The sequence below is a fragment of the Paenibacillus sp. MER 99-2 genome (assembly GCF_023714095.1).
In the GTDB taxonomy this organism is placed as follows: domain Bacteria; phylum Bacillota; class Bacilli; order Paenibacillales; family Paenibacillaceae; genus Paenibacillus.
In genome coordinates, this window is record NZ_JAMAUZ010000001.1 from 1,032,420 (window position 1) to 1,049,967 (window position 17,548).

Here is a 17,548-nt window from a genome sequence, read left to right on the forward strand (position 1 = left end):
TTACAGCACTCCTTGTGTTTGCTTCTGTTTCATATCTTCGATGATATCGTAAAAGGTAGTGAACGGCACATGATCGACACCAAGTTCAATACATTTATCCGTTAAAATAGAACGGGAATAGACCAGATCGGCGATTTTGGCACCTTCAAAATCAGTAAGGCTATCGCCTATCAAAATTCGATTATATTGCTCTGCCGGGAAAGTACGGATAACCGTAGTTTTGCACATCCCACAGCCATTCTCGCAAGGAGGCTGGCAAGGATGCGGCCACTCGATTCGAATGGTTTCACCCGTAAAATCTGCTCCGTTACAATACACATGATCTTGCGGGATATCAAATGGTGCCAGCAAAGGCTCGATAAAAAAGTCCATTCCTCCGCTAGTTACATTGAATTCAATACCTTCACGGCGAACAAAATCAAGAAATTCGCTGAAGCCTTCACGAATACCGGCTTGTCCGAGCACAAATTCCACAATCTCATTTTTTTGCGAAGAGGGTAAGAGGGCGAACATTGCCCCAACGCCTTCACGCAACGTTATTTTTTGTTCAACCGTATCTTTCATAATAGCCTCAATACCAGGAGGATTGAACTGTTTCATAATGGCAACGATATTGTCTGAAAGCGTAATGGTTCCATCAAAATCACAGAAAATGACGGTTTGTTTATCACTTCTCATCGTTCGCCACCCCATAGATCCAATGCACTCTTGAGTTCTGGATGCTCCAATGCATGTTGTGCTAGAGGAATCGAACGCTGCGATGCCTCGATTGCTTGCAAGAATGCACGCCCGCCAGCCTCCGTGCCCATAGGATGTCCATGGATACCTCCACCAGCATTTACAATCACATCGGTACCAAAATCCCGCAGAATCAGCGGCACAAGGCCAGGATGAATTCCTGCTGAAGGAACAGGCATGCTTGCACGCACAGGAAGTTCTGTCGAGAGCAACTGTTCAGTAATCGCCATATTTTCTTCTTTTGGCATCGTTACGGAGCCATATGGAGATGGGAACAAGACGATGTCTGCACCCGCAAGCCTCATCAGTTGGCCGAGCAACACGGAAGCGGAGATCCCGTAATGCGGAGATGGATACACCGCGCCTGCAAGGGCTGGATGAGCCATAATCGGCACATGGATATCCGGGTCGCTGCTAAGCTCATGCAGAACGTCATATCCGTACGCTAATACGTTAAACAACAAGGCATTAGCTCCAGCATTAATGGCACGCTCAGCCTGTTTCTTCAGTTGTGAGGTCGAACCGGTCAGATTCGCTGCATATAGCAGTTTCTTTCCCGTTTCCTGACGAGCCTGCTCGGCTGCTTTCATGCAGACCTCGACTCTTTTTTCGATCGGAGTGAGTTTGTTCTCAAACAGAATTTCGTCATCTTTGATGAGATCAACGCCACCGAGCGCTTGACGGATAAACTGCTCACGTAATTCATCCGCATCCAGTCCAATAACGGATTTGAAAATACTCATTAACAGCGGACGATCATGTACACCAAGCAGATCACGAACACCGTTTAGTCCAAACTTAGGACCAGGGAATGCACTCAGGAAATTGTCTGAGAAACCAAGTCGTGTAAGCTTGATGCGTCCATCCATTGAAATTTTGCCAAATACGGTTACAAGCAGAGCCGGAATATCTCGGCTAAAGTTCACATCCGGATACCCAATGGTAATATCTGCATAACGCTCACCAGAAGACATCCCGTCAGCTTCATGCACCTCTACTTTAATGACCTCACCTAGATGTTTCTGCATCGCTTCGCGTTTGGCCTGAGGTAATTCAGTCCAGCTGCCAACAGTCATACCAACGGCAATGGATTCCGCTTTTTTACGAAAATCGGCATAATCGTCATGCAAACGATACGTCGCAGTACACATGTTATTCATTTTAAATCTCCTTCCAAAGCAGCCCCCATTTCCCGTGAGCGCTCTGCACAACGGTTAACGGCTGCAATTACATTTTCAAAGAAGTCGCCTTCGTCCAGCTTCTTCAGTGCAGCTTGAGTTGCACCTCCAGGAGACGTAACATCACTGCGAAGTTTCATTGGCTCCAGTCCTGTCTGCTGAACCATTCGGGAAGCACCAAGCACCGTCTGAACGGTCAGATCACGTGACTGCTGGCTGGATAAGCCGCCTCGAATACCTGCAGCGATCATAGCCTCCATTAAATAGTATACATAAGCGGGGCCACTTCCCGAAATCCCTGTAAGAATCTCTAACTTATCCTCAGGCACAATGGTCACGATCCCTACAGCTTCAAACATCGTCATAACCGTGCTACGCTGCTCATCTGTAATTTCGGGCGAGAAGGCAAGTCCAGTTGCGCCAAGTCCAATCGTACTTGATGTATTTGGCATGGTACGGGCGATAGGCTGTTTACGACCAAGCAGCGTTTGCATCGTACGTATAGATAATCCGGCAATGACGGATACGATCAGTTGATCTGGAGACAAAAGAGGACCTAGTTCCCGCAGAGCAGCAGCGGCATCCTTTGGTTTCATGGCCAATACAATAACGGGAGAACCCGAGAGGATCTCCTGGGATTGTGCCGCAGTTCCCGTATGAACGGCGTAACGGCTACTGAGTTCCTCCTGACGTTTCTGGTTGCTGCGGTTCAGCATTGTAATGTCCTGTGGACGTACGACAAGGCGGGAGATTAATCCGCGTACGATTGCTTCGGCCATCGCACCTGCTCCGTGGAAAGTAATTTTCTGTTGTAATAACGTCTGTTGTTCTTGACTCATGATTATCTTCCTCCTAAATAACTAAACTGCGAACTTATTGACGGATCTGACCATCGCCAGTAATGCGATATTTGGTTGATGTAAGAGCAGGTAAACCCATTGGGCCACGTGCATGTAACTTTTGAGTGCTGATGCCTATCTCAGCTCCATAACCAAACTCGAAGCCATCTGTGAAACGGGTAGAAGCATTATGATACACGGCTGCTGCATCAACGTCATGCAAGAAACGTTCTGCATTTGCTGTATTCGCCGTTACGATACATTCGGAATGCTTGGTGCCGTATTGTGCAATGTGCTGCAGGGCTTCATCTAAACCAGATACAACCCGGATATTCAAAATGTAGTCGTTATACTCTGTCGCGTAATCTTCCTCACTAACCGGTTGGGCAGAAGGGACGATACGTTGTACGGTATCGCAACCTTTTAATAGCACATTAAGCTCACGGAACTGTTCTGCGATGGTTGCGAGATGCTGCTCTGCGAAAGTACTGTGTACTAATAGAGTTTCCATAGAGTTACATACGGAGGGACGCTGTGCTTTGGCATTGATCGCAATCTCTGCAGCCATTACCGGATTGGCAGATTCATCCAAGTAGGTATGGCAGATGCCTGCACCCGTTTCAATGACTGGAACTGTCGCATTCGCAACGACATTTTGAATGAGTGAAGCTCCCCCGCGGGGAATGATGACATCCAGCAATCCATTCAGCTTGAGCATCTCGTCCACAGACGAACGATTAGCATCCTCCACAAGCTGTAGCGCGTCTGGAGGTAAATCTGTCTTTGCCAATGCCTCGTGTAATACCTCAACAATTTTACGATTGGAGGAGAGGGCAGATGATCCACCGCGCAGCAGAACTGCATTACCGGTCTTCAGGCACAAGCCTGCAGCATCTACTGTAACATTAGGTCGTGCTTCATAGATAATACCAATTAGCCCGATCGGCACTCTTAACTTCTGAATGTGCAATCCATCTGGACGCGTAAAGGTTTCGAGCACTTCACCGACAGGGTCTGGCAGATCCACGATCTGACGAAGTCCCTCAGCGATTCCCGCAATTCGTTTCTGATCTAACGCTAGCCGGTCAAGCATGGATTCTGGTGTTCCTTGTTGTCTGCCACGCTCCAGATCCTCGCCGTTTGCAATAATAATGATGTCTGATTTCTCCAGGAGCGCATCTGCCATGGCAAGGAGGGCTTTATTTTTTTGATCTGTAGTCAGTCGGTTCAATTGTGGAACTACGGCTTGTGCCTGAATGGCTTTTTGTCTTACTTCACTCATTGTGTATTCCTCCCATTTCTCTGATTAGTCTGAAAAATAAACCACCCTAAGACTGTTGCCCAGTTTTATTTCAAAGTAATCCATTCATCGCGATGGATAACCTCAAGTCGATGAATGCTATTTAATGTTTTGATAACCTCACCACTAGGTAGTCCTGCAATAAGTCGCAGTTGGTCATCATCGTAATTTACAATCCCCCGACCAAGCAGCGTATCATCGAGCCCAAGGACTTCGACGACATCACCGGCATGAAAGGTGCCAAGCACCCGCTGAACACCGACAGGCAGAAGACTATGTCCACCATGAACAAGAGCTTCCTCTGCACCCGCGTCTACCACGACGGTTCCAAGTGGCGTAGACATGAAGCCGAGCCATTGTTTCTTGCGAGACAGGGCAGCAAGCTTGGTTTCAAAATAGGTTCCTTTACCTGTGCCTTCCACGGCTCGAAGCATATCGCCAGGTTCATTCACACGACCAACAAAGACAGGCACGCCTCCGCGTGTTGCTACTTTGGCTGCATCGACCTTAGAGCGCATACCCCCTGTGCCCACAGATGATCCGGAACCTCCGGCATAGGCATAAATCTCGGCTGTAATCTCTGTAATCCGATCATAACGTGTAGCAGAAGGATCTTTGCGTGGATCTGCGGTGTAGAGGCCGTTAGTATCCGTAAGAATAACCAAGTGCTGTGCCTTCACCAGATTTGCGACCAGAGCAGATAATAGATCATTATCTCCAAATTTGAGCTCATCGACAGATACCGTATCATTCTCATTAAAGATGGGAATAACACCTTGTTTCAGCAATTCTTCAACGGTCATACCTGCATTGCCCATTCGTTTTCTGCTATGAAAATCGGTTCGAGTCAGAAGAATTTGTGCCGTAGTAACGCGGTGCGCCGCAAAAGCCTGTTGATATGCTTGCATCAGTAATGCCTGCCCAACCGCCGCCGCTGCTTGTTTCTCATGGAGCATTTTCGGGCGGTGTACATAGCCGATCTCTCGGAATCCTGCCGCAACAGCACCTGATGTGACGAGAAGCACCTCATGACCATTTTGCATCAAAGCAGCAATCTCTCCAGCAAAAAAAGCAATAGAATCGCGGTCGAGTCCGCCTTCTTCCGTAGTTAGCGAGCTACTACCAATCTTAACAACTATACGTGAGGACATGCTTTCACTTCCTTAAACTTAATCGAATTTCTGAACTACCTCTTATAGGAAAATCTATACAGGTATAAAAAAAACTCCCGCCCTTTTTGTAATAAAAAGGACGAAAGTTTGTTACTTCCGCGGTACCACCTTTATTGATGAGTGTATCATCCGGCTTCATGCCCTGTAACAGAAGGCACTGTCCTGTTCCTATCATGTTTGTTCAAAGAATCCTCTTGAACACGCATATATAGAAACAGGCCGCTCAGGGGTAGGTTTCGGAGAGAAGTCACGGTAAATTCTTGCAGCCAATTGAATTTACTCTCTGTGCGTGTCTTGTTTCTCTCGTACTGGTCCCGTCATCACGTTTCGTTCAATATTTCTCTATAACATACCATGGAAACTCACCAGATGCAAAGGGATATACGGCAGGATAATTACTTAAATAATTTGAGGTTGCCAATGCGCTCTACAGCTTCTCGTAACCGTGTCTCATCACTCAATAGGCCAGCACGAACATAACCTTCGCCATGCGTACCAAAGCCAATTCCGGGAGCTACAGCTACTTTGGCTTCTCTTAAGAGTAAGTCGGCAAAAGCAGCGGATGTGAAACCTTCAGGCACAGGCAGCCAACTGAAGAATGAACCTCCCGGCTTGGCTGCCTGCCAACCAATATGCTCAAGTGCATCATAGAAAGCGTTACGACGAGATTCATACCGTGCAACGAGATCTGTGACACATTGCTGAGAGGAGGTCAATGCTACTGCTGCTGCAGATTGGATTCCTCCAAACAGGCTGACATAAATGTGATCCTGCAATAGATTAATTTTCGAGATAATGTCCGCATTTCCAAGGGCGAAACCTACACGCCATCCAGCCATATTATACGTTTTGGATAGGGTATAGAACTCAATTCCGACTTCCTTGGCGCCTGGTGCTTGGAGGAAACTCACAGGGCGGTGTCTATCGTATCCGATTGCACCATAGGCAAAGTCACTGGCTACAACAATCTGATTCTGAACAGCAAAGTCCACTGTGTCTTCATAGAACGAAAGAGGAGCTGTGGCAGATGTCGGATTGTTCGGATAGTTCAGGTACATTAGTTTAGCCTTCGCTCTGTCCTCAGTGGAGATTGCTTCGTAATCAGGCAAAAAAGCATTGGTCTCCAGCAGTGGCATAAAATGCATATGTGCTTTGGCGAGAGCTACACCAGACCAATAATCGGGATAGCCTGGATCTGGAACCAAGCATACGTCACCTGGGTTAAGTAAAACCTGTGGTAACTGAACCAGCCCCGTTTTGCCCCCAAATAAAATAGCAACTTCTGTGTCTGGATCGAGATCGACATTATAGTCTTCCTTATATCGCTTCGCAATTGCTTCCTTCAAAAAGGCGTAGCCACTAAAAGGTGAGTATTTGTGATAGAGCGGATTTTCAGCTGATTCTTGCAACGTTTTTACGATATGAGGTGGCGTTGGTGTATCGGGATTACCTTGTCCTAGATTAATGACATCATGTCCCGCGTTAATTTCGCGATTCACATTCTGCACAAGACTTGCGAAGAACTGAGTAGGCAACTGTGTCATTACATCAGATGTAGGTATCGTAAAGGCTGAGCGACCTGAATGTTCCTGTGAGTTCGTCATTATTATCATCACTCCGGTTATTTAAAAATGGAAATAAGTATTCATTAATTTATCACGTCAATCCCGAGCTGTATAGAGGGGAAAGAGCACTGATGACTTTAAATTACGTGGTTGTTCTTGGTTTTTGTACAAAACGAAAAACAACGAATTGCGTTTGTCCATTGAGCACAGATGATAATTTGTTTTATGATACAACTCGATAATGATAATCAATATCATTAATAAGATCAATTTTTCTTTTACAGAGAAATAAAGCACATGAACAGATCTAGGGGGAGAAATGGTAATGAAAAAAGGTATACGAAATACGGCAGTTCTATTGACGCTGACATGGCTATCGATGCTTCTGCTTGCCTGTGGGAATGAGGCTTCGACTTCATCAGCCAATTCAACAGAACAATCTAGCACAGCCAATGAGACACAGTCTGGTGCAACAGTAGAGAGTGAGCAAACAACGACTTCAACGGATAACGATGAAACTCAAACTCGGCAATTTACAGATTGGACAGGCCATGAGGTAGAGATCCCAGTAACACCTCAACGCGTAATTTACCATGGTGAGGTTACGGGAGATCTTCTGGCGCTCGGCGTGGTGCCCGTGGGCATCCTTCGTCAAGAAGGAACCGTGTATGATGATCAAGTCACTGAAGCTGAGGATGTGGGTTTCCCGATTAGTGTAGAGAAGTCTCTCTCTCTTAATCCCGATCTGATTATATTCTCCAACAGTGATGAGAACCAATATGAGGCACTCTCCAAGGTAGCACCAACAGTAACATTTAATTCATTTGATTCCATTGAAGATCGTATGAGCACATTAGGTGACATTTTGAACAAAAAGGAAGAAGCTAAAGCTTGGATCACAGCACATCAGCAAGCAACAGAAGCGATGTGGCAGCAACTCCATGATAATGGGTTGCAAGCGGACGAGACTGCATCGGTGTTCACGATGTATCCAGGCAATCGACTGTTCGTCATGGCGGGTGCAGGACTGCCTCAATTGTTGTATGGACCAGGGGGTCTGAAACCAACAGCTGAGATCCAAAAAGTATTGGATGAAGAGTTAGGATTCGTTGAGATTTCAACAGAGAAGTTGCCTGATTTTGCGGGTGATCGAATATTTATTCTGAATCCTGTACCAGAGGAAGCGAAACAATCAACCAAAGAACTGCTTGATAGCTCGGTGTGGAAGAACTTGCCTGCGGTCAAAGCGGGTCATGTGTACGAATTTGATATTGTCAAAGCTTCAAGCGATGCGGTATCGCGAGAGTGGCTTCTAAAAGAACTTCCTAAACAAATCACGCCATAACATGCAGGATAGCAAATGTAATTTCAAATGAGTTTACGGGATATCCTGATCGTTGTTCGTTGTGAACACTCACACAAAAAGAGCATTCAACATTATGTTGATATGTTCTTTTTGCTGTATAAATTCGTGCGATGTTCTGGATTAATGTGTATACCTACGATATAATCCAAAAGTATAATGAAGTGATAATTATTCTCAATATAGGTGAAATAAATATGAATATAGATGATGAGGTGAGCCTAATGCCTGTTTCAAAGCAGGTTGAGGACACGTTGTTCTTTTCGGCATTTATGTTCCGGTTTGGCAGTATAGAGCAACGAAAGGAACACCTGAACAAAGGATGCTGGAGAAGGATTGCCTAAAACACACATTTTTGATCTGTGAGGAAGGCACGGGACGTCTATATATTGGTCACAAACAGTATGTATTTTCGTCCGGAAGGATCTATCCGCTGGCTCCAGGAGAGAGCTACCAGATCGAACATGATGATAAGGCTACTCTGCATTATGTGGCGGTTGAGTATGATGTATTTCATGTGTTAACGGATGATCCAGAATTATACACGCGTTCATTATTCGAGCATCGAAATAAACTGGGTGGGTATGCATACGCTCAGTTGAGCGGGATACTAGAATCCATGCTTCCTATGCGTGAATATCGTACAGACAGCGAATATGCTGGGCTGAATGTGCAATTCCAGAAACTAATGCAGATGATGATCACTAGATATACTTCATTGGAAACTGAATTGAGTCCAGAAGGAAAAGTATACAGTACGATAAAGTATGTGGACGAGCATTATGCTGAGGAGATTACTGTACAAAAACTTGCAAAGCTAGCAGGGTTACGTCCTGCTCAATATACGACGTTGTTTAGACAGATCACTGGGCGTAAGCCACTTGACTATGTGAATCATGTGCGAATCCAAATCGCCAAAGAATGGTTAGGCAAATCCGATGAACCGCTTAGAGATATTGCAAGCAGGGTTGGTTTTAAAGATGAATACTATTTCAGCAGACGTTTTCGCCAATCAACAGGTTTCGCGCCCCGCCAATATGACCGATCTCTTCAGCTTCAGACACTTGTTCAAGACTTCTCTTCTCATGATGTGAATATTCCAGCCAGACCCGAACGCATTATGTACTACGGGGAATCGGTAGGGGATATGCTGATCATGGATCTTCCGATCCTGCATCAACAGGCATATGATGCGGTGCAGCCGATTGACGTGGAAGAAACCGTGGAGATGAAGCCAGACCTGATCATTTTTGACAGCAGCGATGAACAGCAATTTGAACAATTCTCTCGGATTGCACCGACACTTGCGTATAACTCTCATGCAACCTTAAGCGATCGCATTCACACGATTGGAAGTTGGTTTGGAAAATATGCTGAGGCAGAAGCATGGTGGTCGACGTATACCGAAAATGAGATGAACATGTGGCAAAAGATGCAGGCATTCATTCAACCAGGGGAGACCGCTTCTGTCTTTGTTTATCATCGGGGTGCACGGTTATTCGTGATGGGTAACATTGGACTTGCTCCCATGTTATATCATCCGCTCGGATTCCAGCCAGTTGTGAAAGTACAGGAAGCGCTCGCTGCAGGTAGAGCTTATAAAGAAATTGCTGCTGAAGCGTTGTATCAATACGCAGGAGACCGGGTTTTTCTTATGTTACCTGAAGATCCAATTGCAAGACAGGCGACAGAAGCTTTAATGCAAAGTGCTGTCTGGCAAGGGCTGAACGCAGTGAAAAAAGGTCACGTATATCTGCTTGAAGAGACGATATGGAACTTGGGTGATGCGCTTACCCGCATGAATCTATTAAACCTGCTTGCCGAACTGTTAGGTCGTCGTTCTGATAGGTAGTCAAAAGCGGACTTTTGGAACAACCTCTAAAACGCACTTGCAGACGTCAGGATGATCAAGCTATGATATCCCATATTACATTTCGGAGGAGTGCTGGTCATGACACAACAACAAGGGGAAATGCGAGTAGCCTTGATACAAGCTGATATTCAATTAGGAGATCCTGAGGCTAATCATCAACATATGCAAGCATTGCTTGAGCGAGCGGTGGAGCACTATCCTGATCTGGGCTTGGCTGTATTGCCTGAGATGTGGAATACAGGCTATGCCTTGGAGCAAATTCATGAGCTGGCTGATCCGGAAGGCGAACATTCGCGAGCATGGTTATCTGCGTTTGCCAAAAAGCATCAAATCTCAATTGTTGGTGGCTCCATTGCGGAGAAACGCAAAGGTCAAATTTACAATACGATGTACGCTTATGATCGAGAAGGTCGTGAAGTAACACGTTATGATAAACTGCATTTATTCCGATTGATGGATGAAGAGAAGTATTTGCAGCCTGGTGCAGAACCGGAGATTTTTGAGTTGGAAAATGGTCTTACAGCAGGCGCTTCCATCTGTTATGATATCCGCTTCCCGGAACTTGCGCGGACGTTAGCTCTGAATGGGGCTAAAGCTCTGATCGTACCAGCCGAATGGCCAAAACCTCGTCTGCATCATTGGCGCACACTTCTGACAGCTAGAGCCATCGAGAATCAGATGTATGTGATCGCTTGTAATCGTGTAGGACTGGGCGGAGATACGGAATTCTTCGGGCATTCTCTCATTATCGACCCTTGGGGGGAGATTGTAGCTGAGGGCGGAGAAGGGGAGGAGATCGTGACGGGAATGATACGTCCCTCCTTGGTTGACGAGGTTCGTGGACGAATTCCGGTATTTGAGGATCGGAGACCAGGACTTTATTTTGGTGAAAAATAAAATTCTGAAATTAAATAAATCAATTTCATTAATCCATTGTTGAAGAGTTATGAAATTGTTTTAAATCTATAAAAATATTGAGAATAAGTGTTTATCCTCTCCGTGGACGGGTAATGATAACTATCCCGTCACCAAGGAGGATGATCAATCAATGGACAACCATGTGAAAGATACGCTCAGGAGACTGGAACAGGATAACACAAGGGTAGATCACTTAAGACAATTCTTAGAGAATGGTGCAGGAGGGCTATCACCCCCTGAACAAGGAACGCCAGATGAAGGACGTCTGGTGAATCAGCAGAACAGGTTGACAAGTGATCGTAATTTACGTAAATAAACCGCCAAATCGAAACAACCTATGTACGTTTTTACGTTAACTTAGATGATTAAACAATAAATGTGTGAAACATTGTGCTCGAACAGTGCAACACGCTCGAATAAGTTAAAGAATGCCTTGCTGTCATAGGCAAGCGCTGTATGTAATAAAAAGGGAAGACCCTAGGGTCTTCCCTTTTTATTTGTCTTGAGTAAAGTGTAGATCAACACAGCACTATACCTAGATTAGTATACGTCTAATGGTCACCTTCAGACAGTTTCGCAACCGTCTGCTTGAAGGTGTGGATGAAGGCTTCAGCTGCTTTGGACAAAACTCGTCCCTGACGATACGCAACCACTAAAGTACGGCTTGGTACAGGCTCAGCCAGAGGCACATACACCGGTACAAATTCACTGCGAGGTGCTCGTGCGATAAAGCGCGGAACCAGAGTAATGCCCATTCCCGTAGCTACGAGGGATTGTACAGTTTCAATGTTATTACTCTCAAACACTACATTGGGATCAAAACCAGCCTGTTCACATAGATCGAAGGTTAGTTTACGGAAGCCTTGTCCTTTTTTCAGGACAACAAAAGACTCTTCACGAAGCTCCTCCATCTTTACAGGAACAGGGTTGGCAGGATCACCTCTTTGTGCTAAAGGGTGCGTAGGCGGCACAGCCAGGTCAATTCGTTCCTCACCGATCACGACATAGGATAAACTTGGTTCTTGCAGCGGAAGTGATAACAGGCTAAGATCGGCTTTGCCGCTTGCCGTTAATTTCTCTAGCGTAAGACCGGAGTCTTCCAGCAGCGTTACTTCAATCTCAGGATAGGTTTGTTGAAATGCGGGAAGAACATGTGGAAGCAGATGAGATCCGGTAATTGGCATACTGCCTACAACGACTTTACCTTTACGAAGTTGCGAAATGTCTGACATTTCCTGTCTAAGCAGCTCAACCGCATCCACGATTTTCTGCGCCTGTTCAACAAAGGTAACGCCCGCATGGGTCAATTCCACTGTACTCGTATTTCGTTGAAAGAGGAGCACGCCCAATTCTTTTTCCAATTTGGATAACTGTTGGCTTAATGAGGGTTGTGCGATATGCAGCTTCTCTGCTGCACGGGAAAAATTCCGTTCTGCCGCAATCTGCAATGTATATTGGAGCTGTCTGAATTCCATCGTCATTGGTCATTCCTTTCATTATTGCCACTATTATATCACCCTTAAGTCGTTTAATCCTTTTTTGCATAAAATACATTGACACAATCCATTTAGGAACGTAGTATAAATTTATGATAATGATAATTGTTATCAATTAAAACCTCTGCTGAGAGCAGTGGTTTATTTGGCTTTCCCTCGTTATAGGTCAATCCTATTACATCTATAGATATTATATCTTGGAACAATGAATGGACGAGTGATATATTTATGTCATTCAAGAGCTTCGCTAATGTGAACGAACACAAAAGGCTCTTCCATGGAACGAACTTATAATGAGGTGAAAATGATGAGTAAAAAAACGATGTTTGAGAAAATTTGGGAAAACCACGTAATTCATCAGGAAGAAGGCAAGCCAAGCATTCTTTATATCGATCTGCACCTTGTACACGAAGTAACTTCTCCACAAGCATTTGAAGGTTTGCGTTTGAGCGGTCGTAAAGTTCGTCGCCCTGAACTGACATTTGCAACGATGGATCACAACGTACCAACGAAAGATCGTTTTAACATTACAGACCCAATCTCCAAACAACAAATCGATACATTGTCGCAGAACTGCCGTGATTTCGGCGTTAAGCTATATGACTTGGACACGATTGATCAAGGTGTTGTACACGTTATGGGTCCTGAATTGGGTCTGACTCATCCAGGTAAAACGATTGTCTGTGGTGATAGCCATACCTCAACCCACGGTGCGTTTGGTGCACTTGCCTTCGGGATCGGAACAAGTGAAGTAGAGCACGTTATGGCGACGCAATGTTTGCAACAAGCCAAAGCTAAAACGATGGAAGTTCGTTTTGTTGGTAAACGCAACCCAGGTGTAACAGCGAAGGATATGATCCTCGCAGTAATCGCTAAATATGGTACTGACTTTGCAACTGGATACGTTATCGAATACACAGGAGAATCTATTCGTGAACTGAGTATGGAAGAGCGTATGACGGTCTGCAACATGTCCATCGAAGGTGGCGCAAGAGCAGGCATGATCGCTCCAGACGAAACAACTTTTGAATATCTGCGTGGACGTGAATATGTGCCAGCAGATGCGAAATTCGACGAAGCTGTTGCGGCTTGGAAAGAGCTTGTAACCGATGAAGGTGCTGAGTTCGATCGCGTAGTTGAAATCGATGTAGAGTCATTGATTCCACAAGTAACTTGGGGCACAAGTCCAGGTATGGGAACGGATATTTCTTCCAAGGTCCCTGTTCCTGCGGAACTGCCTACTGAAAATGAACGTAAAGCTGCTGAAAAAGCGCTTGAATATATGGGGCTTACACCTGGAACACCAATTTCCGAAATTCCAGTGGATTATGTGTTCATCGGTTCTTGTACCAATGGACGGATTGAGGATTTGCGTGCGGCTGCACAAGTAGCTAAAGGACACACAGTTTCTAGCAATGTTACGGCAATTGTCGTTCCGGGTTCAGGACGTGTCAAAATCCAGGCTGAAAAAGAAGGACTTGATAAAATCTTCACAGATGCTGGCTTTGAATGGCGTGATGCAGGATGCAGTATGTGTCTTGCGATGAATCCAGACGTATTGAAACCAGGACAACGTTGTGCTTCAACATCGAACCGTAACTTTGAAGGACGTCAAGGTCGCGGAGGACGTACGCATCTGGTATCTCCAGCAATGGCAGCTGCAGCGGCGGTTAAAGGTCACTTTGTTGATGTACGTGACTGGAATTTCAAAACGGAAGCAGTTATCTAATAGTAACGAACAGAAGGGAGAACGGATCACATGGAAGCTTTCAAAACACTGCAAGGCATCGTTGCACCGGTTGACCGGGTCAATGTAGATACAGACGCAATTATTCCTAAACAATTTCTGAAACGGATTGAACGCACGGGGTTTGGACAATTTTTGTTCTACGAATGGCGTTTTGACGAAGAGGGCAACAACAATCCTTCCTTCGAAATGAACAAAGCACGTTATGAAGGGGCATCAGTTCTGATCTCTCGCGCTAACTTTGGTTGTGGATCTTCTCGTGAGCACGCACCATGGGCGATTATGGACTACGGATTCCGTTGTGTGATTGCACCATCTTTTGCGGATATCTTCTATAACAACTGCTTCAAAAACGGAATTTTGCCAATCAAGTTGTCGGAAGAACAAGTAGAAGATCTGTTCCAACGCACTGCAACTCATGATGGCTACGAATTGAATGTGAATCTGGAGAACAAAACGATTACAGATGCACACGGGCTGCATATTGAGTTTGACCTGGATGAGCACCGTCGTCAGTTCTTGTTGCAAGGACTGGATGATATCGGTTTGACACTTCAACATGATGATGAGATCACAGCATATGAGCAACGCCATGCAGCAAAATTGTTTGGCTAGTTGCTAAAATAATAAAAGTAAAAGCTTCTGTTTCACAGTATGGACCTGGTTCCAGTCTGTGAAACAGAAGCTTTTTTCATTTCACCATATGTTGATCGATTGCTAATAGAAGTTGTTCAAAAAGTTCGCTTTTGATTACGAAGGATGCCTGATGGCATCTCAGCGTGGAATATGGGATTCAGCCGAAATGTCCGTTGCTCACGTAGTTCTGCCTACGCTCCGCTACTCCATTTCTATCTTCATCCCATCTTCTCGGTACTGAAAACCGTCCTTTTTGAAAACGCACTAATGTCATTCATTGAGCTTTATACATAAAATGGGGAGTTTTTCTTAGCCGAATATTGGAGCACGTAGGCTGCATCTCTGTTCATCACTTTCGAAGCGATTTTGATCTGAGTGTGATCCAGTCGTGTTTCTTTAAGTACACGCTTGACGGCTTGAATACCGAGCTTCTCATCTACAACATGGCAGTATATGTTCAAGGCGTATTGCTCTACTGGATTGGTAGTCTTGCCCATATCGAAGCCGTCTACGAAGCCTAGACCTCTCCAGCCCAGCTCACTTGTTAATGCCTCCGTTGCTTTATCCCTTAGCCATAGATCACGCTTGCTTCCAGATAGGCTCTTCATAGGATATTGGATGAGAAGCATAACACCTTCTTGCTTGGAAGCTTCTTCATAGCCCTGACCAGTGTAACGGGATAAGAAATTACGTTTGAATTCGTCTTCATTTTGATATTCGCCAGGAAAATCTATTCGACTTGAAGTACCTATTGTACCAACAGTTCCAACATGCTCGACAAGCTGACCATCTTCGATCCAGTATTCTGCGTACAGTAGTTTACCGTCTGGTTTGTTCTTATATAAAGTAAACATGTCATACCTCCATTTGGATGGATTGTAATTGTAATAATATAGCCTTAGTACCTTTTTGAAGTTCCATAATATGTATAATTAAAGTTACCTTATTGAAGGTGCTGACGTCAATAAAAGACATGATTGATAGATTCTGCATTCATAGGTAGAAAACATCTGTGGACGTTTATTCTTTTTCGCCATATTTCCGACCAATTATGACAACGTTGTAACCGGAATATGACAGGATATCTGATAAACTGGTTAGTAGATTATGGAAGGCTACATAACGTTAGACATATGTTTATACCTAAGAGTTAAATAGAGTCACAACAGACCAACAGAATGGTGGATGATGTATGAGAAAATGGTCAGCAGTATTTGTATTTATTTTATTTCTGTGCGTATTTCCTGCAATGGTGCATGCTGACACGCCTCCTTCCATCGTACTGGATGGTGTAACAATTGAGCAGCAAACAGGAGCTCCTGCTGAAAATACGGGTAAGACAGTAATGGTTCCCATCCGAGTTGTGTCGGAAAATTTAGGTTATGAGGTTAAGTGGGAGAAAGCGACACAGACGGTTAGTGTCCTAAAAGGAGCAAGGAGCATCCAGATGGTCGCCGGGCAAGAGGAGGCTACTGTCAATGGAAACAAGGTAAGTCTGGATGCACCTCCTTTGATTAAACAAGGCACGACGTTAGTTCCGTTGCGCTTTGTCGGTGAAGGCATGGGACTGCTTGTAGGTTGGGACAATGGAACCAAGACCGTAAGCCTATCCAGTCTGCCTCCTGTAGTAGAAGCAGATAACGAAGAAGATTCGTTAGAAACACCTGGATCAGTTTCTCTTGCAGAGCTAAACAGTATTAACTTTAGTGGAAATCAGCTTACTTTGGGAACCAAAGGAAACATTACTCCGAAGCTATCCACGCTAACGAATCCTGATCGAATCATTGTTGATTTGCCGGGAACTACGTTTTCTCAGCAGTTCATTCAAGGACAAGCCTCCAAGCCAGATGGAAGCGGCAGTTTTCAAGTCACAGACTCTTCATTCATTACCCAGATTCGGTATGCTAATTTCAGTAACTCTCCTGCTACAGTTCGAATTGTCTTTGATTTAAGTCATATCGCTACTGCGAAGTGGTCGCATGGAGAAAATCAAGAGATACTGATTGATCTTACGGCAAATGGTGATGAAACACCAATCACTCCTCAGCCTGCTGTGGAAATTCCTAATGGGACAAAGGTTGTTATCATTGATCCAGGGCATGGAGGAAGACAGTCTGGAGCGGTTAGCGTTACAGGCAAATACGAGAAGGACTTCAATTTGGCTGTAGGGCTCAAAGTGCAAGCGTTACTTCAGTCCTACACGGACATTCAGACTGTCATTACACGTAAGGATGACACGGAATTGTCCTTGCAGCAGCGAGTTGATATAGCTGAATTGAATCATGCAGATGTTTTTGTGTCCATTCATGGTAATAAATTTACGACGCCTGTCCCCAATGGGATAGAGACGCTCTACACTCGCCCGGAAAGCAAAGAGTTAGCAGATATCCTTCATAAATATGTATTACCTATTACGGGACTTAAGGATCGCGGCATTAAGATGGCAAGTTTGCATGTGACAAGGGAAACAACGATGCCAGCCGTTCTTCTAGAGCTTGGTTTTCTAAGTAATGAATCGGATGAAGCGATAATGTTCACCGAGGATTATCAGAACAAATGTGCACAGGCCATCGTTGATGGAATCTTAGAATTTTTGGGCAAGTAAACATAAATATCGTTGTTTTAATGATTAGGGTAGTTCGTTGTTTCAAGATGCATAGATGTGAATAATGGGAAATTAAAACCATAAAAATGTAGAAAAAGCTTGATTTAACAACGTTTTT

The 17,548-nt window shown here is 44.8% G+C and carries 15 protein-coding genes; 7 read left to right on the top strand and 8 right to left on the bottom strand.

Annotated features, from left to right (window positions below; translation table 11 throughout):
- The 6 genes from M3636_RS04740 to M3636_RS04765 all read right to left on the bottom strand — a co-directional run bounded on the left by M3636_RS04740 (nucleotide 1) and on the right by M3636_RS04765 (nucleotide 6,831).
- Nucleotides 1-678, bottom strand: a complete 678-nt coding sequence (locus M3636_RS04740; RefSeq protein ID WP_251381405.1) for a 2-hydroxy-3-keto-5-methylthiopentenyl-1-phosphate phosphatase — start codon at nucleotides 676-678, stop codon at nucleotides 1-3.
- Entirely contained in the window at nucleotides 675-1,898 is a 1,224-nt protein-coding gene (locus tag M3636_RS04745; protein ID WP_251381406.1) for a 2,3-diketo-5-methylthiopentyl-1-phosphate enolase, read from the bottom strand. The genes M3636_RS04740 and M3636_RS04745 overlap by 4 nt, the downstream gene beginning before the upstream one ends.
- The gene (gene proC / locus M3636_RS04750) at nucleotides 1,895-2,755 is read right to left on the bottom strand and encodes a pyrroline-5-carboxylate reductase (RefSeq protein WP_251381407.1); all 861 of its coding nucleotides are present in this window, start codon (nucleotides 2,753-2,755) and stop codon (nucleotides 1,895-1,897) included. The genes M3636_RS04745 and proC overlap by 4 nt, the downstream gene beginning before the upstream one ends.
- 34 nt (nucleotides 2,756-2,789) lie before the next feature.
- The gene (locus M3636_RS04755) at nucleotides 2,790-4,037 is read right to left on the bottom strand and encodes a glutamate-5-semialdehyde dehydrogenase (protein ID WP_251381408.1); all 1,248 of its coding nucleotides are present in this window, start codon (nucleotides 4,035-4,037) and stop codon (nucleotides 2,790-2,792) included.
- Nucleotides 4,038-4,102: 65 nt separating this feature from the next.
- Nucleotides 4,103-5,206: a glutamate 5-kinase gene (gene proB / locus M3636_RS04760; protein ID WP_251381409.1), complete on the bottom strand. Its 1,104-nt coding sequence runs from the start codon at nucleotides 5,204-5,206 to the stop codon at nucleotides 4,103-4,105.
- Nucleotides 5,207-5,622: 416 nt separating this feature from the next.
- Nucleotides 5,623-6,831 (bottom strand): pyridoxal phosphate-dependent aminotransferase, encoded by a 1,209-nt coding sequence (locus tag M3636_RS04765; protein WP_251381410.1) that lies wholly within the window; start codon nucleotides 6,829-6,831, stop codon nucleotides 5,623-5,625.
- A gap of 286 nt (nucleotides 6,832-7,117) precedes the next feature.
- Between M3636_RS04765 and M3636_RS04770 the strand changes: the two genes are divergently transcribed.
- The 4 genes from M3636_RS04770 to M3636_RS04785 all read left to right on the top strand — a co-directional run bounded on the left by M3636_RS04770 (nucleotide 7,118) and on the right by M3636_RS04785 (nucleotide 11,262).
- The gene (locus tag M3636_RS04770) at nucleotides 7,118-8,137 is read left to right on the top strand and encodes an ABC transporter substrate-binding protein (protein ID WP_251381411.1); all 1,020 of its coding nucleotides are present in this window, start codon (nucleotides 7,118-7,120) and stop codon (nucleotides 8,135-8,137) included.
- Between the two features lie 286 nt (nucleotides 8,138-8,423).
- The gene (locus tag M3636_RS29705) at nucleotides 8,424-10,007 is read left to right on the top strand and encodes an ABC transporter substrate-binding protein (protein WP_353056285.1); all 1,584 of its coding nucleotides are present in this window, start codon (nucleotides 8,424-8,426) and stop codon (nucleotides 10,005-10,007) included.
- Between the two features lie 99 nt (nucleotides 10,008-10,106).
- Nucleotides 10,107-10,925, top strand: a complete 819-nt coding sequence (locus M3636_RS04780) for a carbon-nitrogen family hydrolase (RefSeq protein WP_251381413.1) — start codon at nucleotides 10,107-10,109, stop codon at nucleotides 10,923-10,925.
- 151 nt (nucleotides 10,926-11,076) lie between these two features.
- Nucleotides 11,077-11,262 carry a hypothetical protein gene (locus tag M3636_RS04785; RefSeq protein ID WP_145047428.1) on the top strand — a complete coding sequence of 62 codons (186 nt, stop codon included), beginning with the start codon at nucleotides 11,077-11,079 and terminating at the stop codon, nucleotides 11,260-11,262.
- Nucleotides 11,263-11,497: 235 nt separating this feature from the next.
- On the opposite strand, the gene M3636_RS04790 is transcribed toward M3636_RS04785, so the two are convergent.
- Nucleotides 11,498-12,421, bottom strand: coding sequence for a LysR family transcriptional regulator (locus M3636_RS04790; RefSeq protein ID WP_251381414.1), 924 nt, complete (start codon nucleotides 12,419-12,421; stop codon nucleotides 11,498-11,500).
- Between the two features lie 328 nt (nucleotides 12,422-12,749).
- Between M3636_RS04790 and leuC the strand changes: the two genes are divergently transcribed.
- The gene (gene leuC, locus M3636_RS04795) at nucleotides 12,750-14,171 is read left to right on the top strand and encodes a 3-isopropylmalate dehydratase large subunit (RefSeq protein ID WP_251382485.1); all 1,422 of its coding nucleotides are present in this window, start codon (nucleotides 12,750-12,752) and stop codon (nucleotides 14,169-14,171) included.
- 30 nt (nucleotides 14,172-14,201) lie between these two features.
- Nucleotides 14,202-14,804, top strand: coding sequence for a 3-isopropylmalate dehydratase small subunit (gene leuD, locus M3636_RS04800; protein ID WP_251381415.1), 603 nt, complete (start codon nucleotides 14,202-14,204; stop codon nucleotides 14,802-14,804).
- A 305-nt stretch (nucleotides 14,805-15,109) separates the two neighbouring features.
- Here the strand turns inward: leuD and M3636_RS04805 are convergent, their stop codons facing one another.
- Nucleotides 15,110-15,679, bottom strand: coding sequence for a hypothetical protein (locus M3636_RS04805; RefSeq protein WP_251381416.1), 570 nt, complete (start codon nucleotides 15,677-15,679; stop codon nucleotides 15,110-15,112).
- Nucleotides 15,680-16,017: 338 nt separating this feature from the next.
- Between M3636_RS04805 and M3636_RS04810 the strand changes: the two genes are divergently transcribed.
- Nucleotides 16,018-17,430, top strand: a complete 1,413-nt coding sequence (locus tag M3636_RS04810) for an N-acetylmuramoyl-L-alanine amidase family protein (protein WP_251381417.1) — start codon at nucleotides 16,018-16,020, stop codon at nucleotides 17,428-17,430.
- Nucleotides 17,431-17,548: the final 118 nt, after the last annotated feature.